The following is a 12,820-nucleotide window of genomic DNA, read 5'->3' on the forward strand; positions in this document are numbered from 1 at the left end:
AATTTTATTTAATTAGAATGAAACAGTAAATCCGAATAAGAATGTTCTTGCTTTTGGATAACTCAAATAATCAATACCGTAAGATGTTACTCCAGCTACAGATCGATCTGAATTGACCTCTGGATCGTAACCGTCATATTCCGTAATGACAAATAAATTTTGCCCGGTTACTGAAAATCGCATTGCAGTAATCCAATCTCCAACGCCTATAAACAATGGATTTAAATTATAACCTAGGGAAACATTGTTTAAACGGAGGAATGCTCCATTTTTCAAATATCGTGTTGAAATTGAAGCTGGGTTTGTGATCGATTCCGAAGGAAATTCTCCCGCTGGGGCGGTTGTGTTTAGTGATTTAGCTAAACGTGCTTTGTAGAAATTAGAATTGGCAGTATTGTCATAAATTTTATTTCCTGCTACTCCATTAAAATTAAAGTTAAAATCAAATGCTTTGTATGCTAGATTACCATAAAAACTGAATAATTTGTCTGGTAATGCACTACCGGCAACAACACGATCCGCATCCGTATCCTGGCCATCCATGTTGGCATCTCGAAACTGGCTCATTCCCTGAGCATTAATTCCAGTAAAATCTTTCATGAAAAAGGTACCAATAGGTTCGCCATTTACATAACCATTTATCGTAGCCGAGGAAAGACCAGATCCTGATGCACTTCCTGTTGTCAGAACCGTAAAGGGAGATTTCTCAATTTTATTGGCAATAAAAGATACATTACCACCTAATCCAAATGAAACTCCTTTTTCACTTTTGTATTGATAAGCTAGTGCTAATTCTAACCCCTTATTTGTGATGGTCATATCTTTGACATTGGTCCAATAAGTAGAAGCTGGCTGTATGGGATCTGAGGGCACCACTTCAAGTAAAATATTATCGGATACTTTATTAAAATAATCTACGGTTCCGGATAAAGCCCCTTTAAAGAATCCAAAATCTAAACCTACGTTGGTTTGTGTTGATACTTCCCACTGAATATCTGGATTGGCAAAACGAGCAAAAGTAGTTCCTCCAGGATAAGTACCTGATGGATAAAGGGGATAACTGGTGCTACCACTCACTGAAGTTGTCGAGGAAGCTTGTGTAATTTTAGATGGGATTTCTTGATTTCCGGTTCGACCCCAACCAGCTCTAATCTTTAGATTGCTAAACGGACTTGCTTGCATAAACTCTTCTTCAGAAATTTTCCATCCTGCTGAAAAGGAAGGAAAATTTCCGTATTTATTGTTACTTCCAAATTTTGAAGAACCATCTCTACGAAAAGTAGCAGTTAATAAATACCGATTTTTAAAACTATATCCCAGTCTTCCAAAAAACGATTGTAATTCATTCTTAACCGCCGATCCCGAAGGCTTATTGTCTATTAAATCCAATTCTTGTCCCAAACCTGGATTGTATTTTGGGTCGATCCCATTATCTTTAAATCGGTCAATGCTCCAATGTCGGTATTGCACGAATGTTTTTTGAAAGGAATGACCCGCCAAGAATGAAAAATTATTCTCCCCTAAATCAAAATTATAGGTGATGTAATTCTCAATCAAAGTATTTTTATTATTGCTATAAAATGAATCAAGACGTCCGTCCTCTTGGGGCAAAGTACTTGGTCGGTTTTGAATATCGCGATCAGAACTGGAGTTGTCAACACCAAAATTGAGTTTGTAATCCAATCCTTTGATGATTTCAAATGAAGGAGAAATATTCGCAATAATACGGTTCGTTTGAGTCATATCTTCATACAATTTAAGACGAATTAAAGGATTGAAAACATCCGGAAATATAGAAGGAGTTCCATTTTCATCATAAGCAGGATAGGTCGGATTGAGACTTAATGCAGTACCTATCAGACTTTCAATTGCCGGTCGTTCGCTAATGGTATTAGTAGCATTCAGGTTCAAATCAATCTTGAGCCTATTATTAAGTAATTTTTGCGTAATATTAATTCTGCCGGAAAGTCTTTTTAATTCACTGTTTTTTATAATTCCTTGCTGATCCTGACTTCCAATAGAGGCAAAATAGGTCATATTATCAGCGCCACCACTTAAGGATACGTTGTGATTTTGTGTAAAAGCAGCTCTTGTAATTTCTTTTTGCCAGTTAGTAGATCCACCTAAATCCGTGAGCTCTCCGCCAATTTCAACAACCCTTGATCTAAAGGCGTCAGCACTATAAACCGGAATTTCTTTGGCCATACTCGAAGTTCCCAAACTAGTGGAATATGTTACTTTAGACACCCCTTTTTTTCCTCGTTTAGTAGTAATCAAAATAACACCATTTGCCCCTCTTGCTCCATAAATAGCGGTCGCAGAAGCATCTTTCAATACATCAATTGATTCTATATCATCCGAATTAATAAAACTAAGCGGATTGGTAGCTCCTCCTGTCCCGGAATTATCGAGCGCAAAGCCATCGACAACAAATAAAGGCGTACTTCCCGAACGAACACCACCTTGACCACGTATGCTTATGGTTTGATTACTGCCTGGTTCTCCACTTGCTGATGTGATGTTAACCCCCGAAACCTTACCTTGAATCAATTGTTCTGGAGAAGTAACGATACCGCGATTAAACTGATCGCTTTTTACAGAAGTAACTGCACCCGTAACGTCGCTCTTTTTTTTAGAACCATATCCAACTACAACCAAATCATCTAATTGCATAGCGCTTGACTGCAACTTTATATTTAATTTATTGTAGTTTTTGAGGATTATTGATTGTGTTTCTAATCCTATGTAAGAAAAAACTAAAACATCTCCAACGGTTGCCTTTATACTAAAACGACCATCCAAATCAGTTACTACTCCTTGATTATTTCCTTTTATCAAAACATTAACACCTGGTATTGGGTAATTTGCATCATCTAATACTACTCCTATCACTTCTGTTTGTGCCCATGAAGCGACAGAAAACACCATTAAAAGAAATAACATCAAAAATTTAATTTTTTTCATTTTTTATTAATTTATTTATAATGGGCAAATGAAGTCGTAAATTGCCAAACAAATGTTAATTACGAAACAACAAAAAGTAAATTTTTCGGAAACAACAGAGTGTATTTTGATACAAAAAGAGAAAAGGGAAAATACTAAATAATTGCAAAAATGGATAGAAATTAGGTGTTCAAAAAAAGGATTCTAATCGCTGTTTTTTACGATCGATTAGATAAAAGTATATTGTCGAAAACTAATTTAACGCTACTAAAATTAAATTAAACTTAAAAAAAAAATTAGCAAGCAACTGATTAAAAGAACCGCTTCATAAATTATAAATATTTATTTGACTAATGAAGAAGACCTTCCCAAGGACTAACTGGTCTAATTCTGAATTAAAAAAAGTATTTAAATAAATGATACTAATAGTAAACCCTTGATGAAAAACGGCTAAAAATTAATTCAAAGAGCAACAGCAAAAATTATTTTTCAGATAACAAAGAGTTAACATTTGCATAGTATAAACAATAGTTTAGTAATGGTACAACCTCTTTATTTATTCTTAAACGTTACCAATAATATAAAAAATGAGGTTTTACAACTGCAAAAAATAATCAAATTGACCAGCACTTTTCATTTACACTTGATTGTTTAATTTTGGGACAAGCTGATACTACAAACTATTATTTTAAAGACAGTTTACAAATTTAAAGGCTTCCGTAAAGGAGGGCTTTTCAAATTATTCGTTAGTAGCGTTAACCAGAGTTGGCTCTTCATTATATATAATCTAAAAGCCGCAGTTATGTGTGAATTATATAAAAAGTTCTACCTTAGAACACTATTTTAATGGACCAGCCGTTTCTAAAATATTATATCTTTACATTGAAAATAAATAGAATTAATTTATGAAAAAATCAGCTATTGCATTTATTACACTTCCATTACTGCTTTTAAATATTTCCTGTGAAAAAGGAAAAGCGGCTGATGTTGTAACCGGTTCAGAAATATCAGACACTGTAAAAACGGATACCACCGAAAAAACGACAACCCTTACAATCGACACGGTCGACTACAACAAGAGAATGTTAGCCTTAAGCAATAATGACACTACGGGCAGATGGCCTGTAAAAGCACCGTATCCTTTGCCTGGCGCTCTACTGCCATACAATAGAATCATTGCTTATTACGGAAATTTATATTCCACAAGAATGGGGATTTTGGGCGAAATACCGAGAGCTGAGATGCTTAAAAAATTACAAGGTGAAGTGGCCAAATGGCAAGCAGCTGACCCTACTGTTAAAACAATTCCTGCTTTGCATTACATTGCCGTTACCGCTCAAGGCGCTCCGGGAAAAAATAATATGCACCGCATGAGAATGCCATTCAAACAAATAGACACTATTATAAGTTGGGCAAAGCCAATCAGTGCATTGGTGTTTCTGGACATTCAAGTAGGACACAGTACTGTTAAATCAGAAGTAGCTGAACTAGAAAAATACCTTTCCATGCCGAATGTTCATTTAGGTATTGATCCAGAATTTTCGATGAAAAACGGAGAACGTCCGGGTTCCAAAATTGGGCATTTTACTGCCGCTGATATTAATGATGCTGTTACTATTTTGGCAAACATCGTGCGCAAAAATAAACTCACTCCAAAAGTATTGGTGGTACACCGTTTTACTCAAGGAATGGTAAAAAATTACAAAGAAATTAAAACCGTTCCCGAAGTTCAAATTGTAATGGATATGGATGGTTTTGGAAGTAAAGTATTAAAAAAAGATTCGTACAGAAGTTATATTTATAGAGAACCTGTGCAGTTTGCAGGATTTAAGTTGTTTTATAAAAATGACAACAAAAAAGATTGGAAAATGTACAGCCCAGAAGAGTTGGTAAAATTTACTCCAAAACCAATTTACATTCAGTACCAATAATTACTATTTGATTTATGAAAACTATTCTATACGTTATTTTAGGTGGATTTTTAGTACTGGTCAGCTGTCAATCAGAACCTCGCAAAACAAAACCCGAAACATCTCTCATTACAGCGCCTGCAAAAATTGTTGCTCCAAAAAAAGTAGCTGCTGATGCCGCGACCATTCTTTCGAAAAAAGAAGTGCCAATTTTATGTTATCATAACATCAGGGATTTTAGCGCCAGTGCGAGTGGAAACATGAAAGTGTACACCGTAAAACCTCCCGCTTTTGCAGAACAAATGAAAGCCTTAGCCGATGCCGGTTACGAAACTATTATGCCGGAACAATTGTATGACTATTTAGTCTACGACGGTCCATTACCGGCAAAACCTATTATGATAACTTTTGATGATACCCGAGAAGAACAATTCAGAATTGGCGCAGCTGAGATGAAAAAATACGGGTTTAAAGGCGTGTTTTTTATCATGACTGTCTCTATTAATCGACCTGGATACATGAGCAAAGAACAAATTAAAAGCTTGTCTGACGACGGGCATATTGTAGGAGCTCACACTTGGGATCACCATATGGTTACTAAATACACTGGAGATGACTGGAATACGCAATTGGTAAAACCAAAAGCAAAATTGGAAGATATAATAGGAAAACCAGTTAACGATTTTGCCTATCCATTTGGTTTATGGAATACAACAGCACTTCCTGAAATAAAAAAGAGCGATTACAAAATGGCCTACATTTTATCAACCAAAAGAGATTCTTTAGATCCATTGTACACCATCCGACGTATTATAGTTTCTGGAACTTGGTCTACCGAAGGAATGATGAAATCTGTAGTTTCTTCATTTGATAAAGCAAAATAGTTGGTTAAGCAATCCTTTTCAAGATCAAAAGCCATTGGTTTCCTTACGTTACGTTGGTTGCAATACTTCTTTCTATTCTATTGATAAATGCGTATTAACCAGCCATTAATTCGTCGGTTCTAAGTCTTTGATAATTAGATATATTTTCCATAAAAAAAGCACTATTATATTCAAATGAATTAATAGTGCTTTTTTTATGGAAATAAGATTCTTATCTTGGTGACAACCAACCCTCAGGGTTATTGTACGTTGTATTTTGAAGAATTAAAAATTTAATTATTGTTTTTCCAGTCTCGCCATTAGTTCTCACTTTTCCAAGGCTTTGCTTAATACTTACTTTATCTCCTTTACTAACATTCACAGAACTCAAATTTTGATATACTGTGAAGAAATCTCCATGTTGTATCATTACCGCTTTGTTTACAGGTGATAAAACAATGACACTCGTTACTTCTCCGCCAAAAACAGCTCTTGCGCTTGCACCACGATCTGTTGTAATCTCGACACCACTGTTGTGAACGGTGATGGTGTTGAATAATGGATGCGTTTGATTACCATAACCTAGTGAGATGTACCCTTTTTCCACAGGATAAGGCAACCTTCCGCGATTGGCTCTAAAATTATCCGCAATTAATTTAGATTCTGGGGTTAATTCTATTCTTGATGAGGAAACGGCAGCCTTTGAAACTGGAGCACTCGGATTTGCTTTTGCTTTTTCTAAAGCCGCTTTTCTATTGGCTGCAGCAATCGCTTCTCGAATTAATTTATTAATTTGTCTGTCAATAATTCTGTATTCCTGTTGTCTCTTTCTAATTTCTTGTGAAATCTTATTCTTATCTTTTTTGATAACGCTGACCAATTTCAATTGCTCTTTTTTCTCTTTTTCGAGCGACAATCGTTCTTTTTCGTTTTCAGCAATCAGTTTTTGTTTTGCAGTTTTTTGAATGTTCAGTTTTTGATTAAAATCCGTAAGCTTGTCAGACTTTGTTTTAATTTCTTCACCCTGCGTTTTTCTGTAGCTGGTGTACTGTTTCATGTACTGGGCTCTTTTATACGCCTGCAAAAAATTTTCCGACGATAATAAGAACATAGCTCTACTTTCGGACGAACGGCTTTTATATGATTTTACAATCATTTCCGCATAATTTTCCTTAAGTATAACCAATTCCTTTTTAAGCTTATTGATTTGCACTTGATTGATATACATATCATTTCCAAGCAATTTCGTTTGCTTTTCGGTCGTATTTATTAATTTTTCTTTAAGCTTTATTTTAGTGCTTTGAACAATAACTACATTGACAGCAGATTTTTCTTTTTTCTTTACGGTTTGTAACAACCTTTCATTTTCTCTAATTTCTTTTTGAATTTGAGCTTTACGTTCTTCTAATTTTTCTTGTTGGGAACCTTGACTCCATAATAATGAGGTCATACAAATAAAGATCAGGCTAAGGAGAAATTTTGGCATATTAAAAAAATATTTTTGCTAATTTACTTAATTATAATTCTTTTGTACCCATTGGGAACACTATAAGGAAAAGAAAGTTCTTCATTGAAAGTAACCGTGTTATAATCTAAATTAATTTCGGTATTCCCCTTCTTCTGAAAAGTATTGATAAGCACACGTGTAGGTAAGGTTCCCTCATTGTAAACTTTATTCTCGGCATACGCCACTTTTATCATGCGTTCTTCAGCAGTTTGTGTGATTTCTTGTTTTTGAACCAAAAACGTGCCCGCATCTAAAAAAAACGACTTTTTAGTATTTGTATTCGAAGCATCATCTAATCGGTACGTTTGTTCCAATAATGACGCTAGATATTTCCCTTTTGTCAAATCATCCATTGCTTCTCCCAATAACATATTTTGAATTTTACTGTAATTTAAATCCGTTCCTAGAAATTGACTTAAACTGCTGAAATCACCTTCAAAATAACTACTGTTTATTTTTTCATAATAGTTAACTGAAGTTGGCGTAATCAATGCCTTCGCCATTGTAATTCCAAGAAAACGGATACTTACCAAAATTTGTTCGTCTTTCTTAATCCTAATTTCGGCCGTAACATTCTGAGTTTGTTTGTTGTCAGCATATCGGGCACTTGACTTTATATATAATGTAGAAAATTGATTTTTATTGTTGTAATGATTTTCTATAATTTTTTTGGATGTCATATAACCCGCCTCCGTTGTTGGCGCATTACTGGATGCAACGGCCATGGCTTTCGATTTACAAGACACGAGCGCGAACGAACTGGCGAAGCACACCATGACGGCCATACGTATTACTACTAATGCGTTTTTTTTCATTATTTTTTTTCTTTTAATAATTGATTGGCTTTGGAAAAATACACTTCTTTTTTCTTGAAATCCCCTAAACCGTTGTAAGCTTCGCCCAACTGAATGTTGAAATTTATCTCTAATGCTTTGTCTTCAACCAAGTAATCCAAGCCCATTTCCAGTATATCCTTGGCTTTTTTAAATTGTTGCAATTGATTACTCGCCATACCCGAATAGTAGTAAAACTGTGGTTGCGTTGGAAAAATATCTACCATTGCCGATGCTTTTTTAGCTACTAATTCAAACTGCTTTGTCTCGGTATAGCTTTGAAGCAAAAGCAAATTAGTTTCAATGTCATCTCCTGCGCCATTTTTTAAAGCTTGTTCATAATACTTAATCGCCTTAATCCATTGCTTTTTCGCATGGTAGAACTTTCCTATTTCTTTAGCTACATTGACTTCTCTGTCAGTGTCGAAATACGAAATCGCTTTTTCTAAATCAGTTGTGTATTGAGGATTTTTATCCGCAAAAATCAAAAACTCATTCAGTATTCTGTGTTTTATTTTAGAATCTATTTTGGCACTGGCCAAAACTACATTCATGGCCTTTATCGCGTTAGGTCCGTCATTAGTATCCAAATAATTTTTGAATAGCGTAACTTGAGCCCATTCAGAATTAGGCAGCGCTTTTTCCAGTTTTTTGACAATTTCAAAAGCTTTGGCTTCTTCATTGTTTTTAGAATACAAAACTATCAAGCTGATATAATTAGACTCTTCTTTTGGGTTCTTTTCAATTTGATCTAACAAATTTGAAGCTTCGATGTTTTGAAATTTCCCTTCGGAAAGAATCTGGCTCTTGTATAAATCCCTTCTGTCTGTTTTTCCAAATGTTTCATTTAACTCGTTGATTAAATCCAACGCTTTGTCAAACTGTTTTGTTCCCATATAAAGCGATGTCAAATCTTCTTTATACTTAACGTCAAATTCTATCAGTTTATTGATCACCGTGATTGCCTGATTATAGTTGCTGGTTTCATAACTCACATCATACATTCCCAACCAAAACCATTTGTTTTTTGGATCAATTTGTGCGGCTTTTTCAAATGAAGAATACGCGTTTTTATATTCCTTTAACGCTAAATAATTTTTTCCTAATTCATTATATACCGTGGCATCATTCGGTTTAATTTTGATGCATTTATCCAAAGCTACGACCGCTTTATCGTAATTTTCGATTCCTTTTTGCAGCAATGATTCATAAAAATATTCCTGAAACTGATCGGTTTCAAGCTTAATTTCTTCGGGGTTCGTTTGCGCCCATAGCAACGCTGAATTGCAGTGCAAAACTAGAAATAAAAGTATTAAAGCGCTTTTTTTCATTCTGTCGTTTTAATTCTAAATTGTTTTAAATCACACAAGAACTGAACCATATTATTCTAAAACCGAATAATCACCAATACTTATGCTTGTAAAGTTACCATCAAAACTAGTATGATTTCCAATCATCGCGTTATTTAAATTCGCATTTTTTATATGAGAGTGCGTCTGTACCAAACTATTTTTAATAGTGCTGTTTACTACATGACATCCTTTTCCTAAAGAAACATTAGGTCCGACGGTTGCATTTATCAGTACCACATCTTCGCCGATGTAACATGGCGGGATAATTGTGGAGTTTTCTAACTTGACATCAAAATCTACCAAATGTGTTCCGTCATTGTGTAAGAAACCCAGCATTCTAGAATTTGTTTCTACGGTAACGTCTTTATTACCACAATCCATCCACTCATCAACTTTACCGGGTACAAATTTCATGCCTTTTGCCATCATTTGCTTGATCCCATCGTTAATTTGATATTCTCCACCGTGAATAATGTTATTATCTAATACTAATTGAAGTTCATTTTTTAAAACAGCAACATCTTTAAAATAGTAAATTCCAATAACGGCAAGGTCCGAAACAAATTCCGAAGGTTTCTCAACCAGTTCAACAATTTCATTCGCATCGTTTAAGTTTATCACACCAAAAGCTTCGGGATGATCTACTTGTTTTACCCAAATAACACTATCGGCATCTTGATCTAAATCGAAATCGGCACGAATTAAAGTATCGGCATAAGCAATAACTGCAGGTCCGCTCAAAGAATCTTTAGCACACATAATGGCGTGACCCGTTCCTAAAGCTTCATTTTGGTAATAAATAGTGCCTTTGGCGCCTAATTTTTGTGCAATAGCAAGTAGTTCTTCCTCTACTTTTTTGCCAAAACTTTCATGGATAATAAAGGCCACTTCTTCTATATCTTGATTCAATACGCCAGCAATATCTTCCACTAAACGGTGAACGATTGGTTTTCCAGCGACAGGAATTAATGGTTTAGGAATGGTTAATGTATGTGGTCGAAGTCGTGATCCACGACCGGCCATTGGAACAATTATTTTCATTTAATATTTTTTTTAACCGCAAAGTTCACGAAGGTTTTCGCAAAGTTCACGAAGATTTTTATTGTTTTTTGTTTGCACGATTGGCGAACTATCTCTTTTATTCGCCACACATTACGCGGATTAAACGGATTTTCGAGCGATGTATTTGAAATGTATTTTTAATTCTGCTATTTCACAACTGCTAACTGCGACTGAATACCGAAAACTATTTTACTCCAGTGCTTCCAAAACCGCCTTCTCCTCGTGACGTTTCTGTTAGCTCCTGTACTTCAATCCACTGCGCACGTTCGTGTTTTGCGATGATCAGCTGAGCGATGCGCTCTCCGTTTTCGATAATAAAATCTTCATTGGATAAATTTACTAAAATAACTCCAATTTCTCCACGATAATCGGCATCTACTGTTCCAGGAGAATTCAGGACCGTAATTCCTTTTTTGGCAGCCAAACCACTTCTTGGACGTACTTGTGCTTCATAACCTATGGGCAATTCAATGAAAAGACCTGTTTTTACGATCGTTCTTTCCAATGATTTTAATATGATGGATTCAGTTAAGTTGGCTCGTAAGTCCATTCCTGCAGAGGCTATGGTTTCATAGTTAGGCAAGGCATGTTGTGATTTGTTGATTATGTTTACTGTCATTGTTTTTTTATTTAAAAATGGATGTAGGAGGGACAAGTCGCGACTTGTTCTTACATGTTCTTTCGTATTGTATTAGATTTTTTTAGCCCTGATAAAAGTGGAAATCCTTTTCCTTTTTTCTTTAAAAAGGAAAAGATTACTTCACTATACTTTTATTTTCATTTGAGTTCAGTGAATTTCATTTGCAACGAATAGCAGGAAATAGCTCCTGAAAATTACATTCTAATTCTTTTTTCTGCTGACGATTTTGGTTAATAATTCTTTTTCGTTGTGGTATATAAAATACATGAATGCAAGTAATAATGTGATTCCGACATAATAATTCTCTCTGAAACCATAAAAGGAGACTGCCGAAAATCCTACCGAAATCAATAGATACATGAAGATTTTATTAGTATCGTATGGAATGGGATAATATTTATTTCCAAAATAATAGGAAATACACATCATGCTTCCATAGGCCGCAATTGTGGCAATTGCCGACCCGTAATAACTCATTGTTGGGATCAGCAGGTAATTTAACCCGAGTGTGATTATGGCACCCACGATGGAAATATAGGCACCAATATGTGTTTTGTCGATCAGTTTGTACCAAACGGAAAGATTGGTGTAAATTCCTAAGAAAAAGTTGGCCAAAATAATGAGCGGCACTACTTTCATGGCTTCCCAATAGGACTTATCGCGAATCATAATCACTTTCAGAACATCGGCAAAAACGATGACAGACAGTAATATAAATGACCCAAAAATCACAAAATATTTAGTAATTGTAGCGTATGTTTGTGGTGCATCCTCATTGTCAGCGTGGCTGAAAAAGAAGGGTTCGATTCCTAAAGTATAGGCCGTTCTGAACAAAACCATGAACAAACCAAGTTTGTAGCAGGCGGAATACACTCCTACTTCGGCATCAGCAATGTCAGGAGGCAATAAGTATCCCAATAAAATTTTGTCAAATTGGTCGTTGATGGCAAATGCTACTCCAGCAATCATAATAGGCATACCGTATTGCATCATTCGTTTCCAAAGCGAATAATCAAAATGCCATTTCAATATAAAGTAATTGGGTGACAACACTATAAAGGTCAGTAGACTGGCAATTAAATTAGACACAAAAATATAGCCTATCTGAAAATCTTCCAAGTAAAAAGAACCTAAAAAACTATCCGGATTTGATTGTGAAATCACCGGTAAATAACTCAAAAAGAAGACGTTCAAAAACAAATTGACAGCTACATTTCCTATTTTGATTATGGCGTATTTTATCGGTTGTTGATTGACTCTTAATTTAGAAAAAGGAACAATCACCAAAGCGTCGAGCACTAAAATCCAGATGTTATACGTAATAAATTGCGCTTCAATTCCAGCCCAAACGGCTAATTTATTGCGGAATAATAATGCTATGAATAGAAACGAAATGGAAGTCCAAAAAAGCGAAACGGATGTGGTTTCCACTACCAATTTCTTGTCTGTTTCTTTATTGTAAAATCTGAAAAAAGCGGTTTCCATTCCGTACGCAAGAATGACATTAAAAAAAATCATGCCGGCAAAAATGATGGAAACTTTTCCGTATTCTGCCTTTGGCAGTAAATCAGTGTATAAAGGGACCAAAAAAAAACTGAACATCCGCGGGATGACCGTTGCTAATCCGTAAATGGCAGTCTGTTTAAAAAGATTTTTATATAATCCCAAAATGATGTATCTATTACTATTTATAAAAACAAAAATAACGAA

Annotated in this window: 9 protein-coding genes; 2 read left to right on the top strand and 7 right to left on the bottom strand. The window is 35.1% G+C overall.

The annotated features are described in order from the left end of the window. Positions 1–12 precede the first annotated feature (12 nt). Complete coding sequence (locus ACNQGJ_RS01230; protein ID WP_417970878.1) at positions 13–2,964, bottom strand: SusC/RagA family TonB-linked outer membrane protein; 2,952 nt, start codon at positions 2,962–2,964, stop codon at positions 13–15. 884 nt (positions 2,965–3,848) lie between these two features. Here ACNQGJ_RS01230 and ACNQGJ_RS01235 point away from each other — a divergent pair. Both ACNQGJ_RS01235 and ACNQGJ_RS01240 read left to right on the top strand, forming a co-directional pair. Then, the gene (locus ACNQGJ_RS01235; protein ID WP_417970877.1) at positions 3,849–4,874 is read left to right on the top strand and encodes a hypothetical protein; all 1,026 of its coding nucleotides are present in this window, start codon (positions 3,849–3,851) and stop codon (positions 4,872–4,874) included. Positions 4,875–4,888: 14 nt separating this feature from the next. Further along, positions 4,889–5,737, top strand: a complete 849-nt coding sequence (locus ACNQGJ_RS01240; protein WP_417970875.1) for a polysaccharide deacetylase family protein — start codon at positions 4,889–4,891, stop codon at positions 5,735–5,737. A 211-nt stretch (positions 5,738–5,948) separates the two neighbouring features. Here ACNQGJ_RS01240 and ACNQGJ_RS01245 read toward each other — a convergent pair whose 3' ends face one another. The 6 genes from ACNQGJ_RS01245 to ACNQGJ_RS01270 all read right to left on the bottom strand — a co-directional run bounded on the left by ACNQGJ_RS01245 (position 5,949) and on the right by ACNQGJ_RS01270 (position 12,778). Then, positions 5,949–7,166: a murein hydrolase activator EnvC family protein gene (locus ACNQGJ_RS01245; RefSeq protein ID WP_417970873.1), complete on the bottom strand. Its 1,218-nt coding sequence runs from the start codon at positions 7,164–7,166 to the stop codon at positions 5,949–5,951. Positions 7,167–7,225: 59 nt separating this feature from the next. Beyond that, entirely contained in the window at positions 7,226–8,008 is a 783-nt protein-coding gene (gene lolB1 / locus ACNQGJ_RS01250; RefSeq protein WP_470303335.1) for a lipoprotein insertase outer membrane protein LolB1, read from the bottom strand. A 29-nt stretch (positions 8,009–8,037) separates the two neighbouring features. Beyond that, a complete protein-coding gene (locus ACNQGJ_RS01255) occupies positions 8,038–9,387 on the bottom strand; it encodes a tetratricopeptide repeat protein (protein WP_417970869.1) in 1,350 nt (449 codons plus the stop codon). Positions 9,388–9,438: 51 nt separating this feature from the next. Then, entirely contained in the window at positions 9,439–10,449 is a 1,011-nt protein-coding gene (locus tag ACNQGJ_RS01260; protein ID WP_417970867.1) for a sugar phosphate nucleotidyltransferase, read from the bottom strand. Between the two features lie 205 nt (positions 10,450–10,654). Further along, positions 10,655–11,089 (bottom strand): dUTP diphosphatase, encoded by a 435-nt coding sequence (gene dut, locus ACNQGJ_RS01265; RefSeq protein WP_417970865.1) that lies wholly within the window; start codon positions 11,087–11,089, stop codon positions 10,655–10,657. 222 nt (positions 11,090–11,311) lie between these two features. Beyond that, positions 11,312–12,778, bottom strand: coding sequence for a lipopolysaccharide biosynthesis protein (locus ACNQGJ_RS01270; RefSeq protein ID WP_417970863.1), 1,467 nt, complete (start codon positions 12,776–12,778; stop codon positions 11,312–11,314). Positions 12,779–12,820: the final 42 nt, after the last annotated feature.

The sequence above is a fragment of the Flavobacterium cryophilum genome (genome assembly GCF_048286555.1).
Lineage (GTDB): Bacteria > Bacteroidota > Bacteroidia > Flavobacteriales > Flavobacteriaceae > Flavobacterium.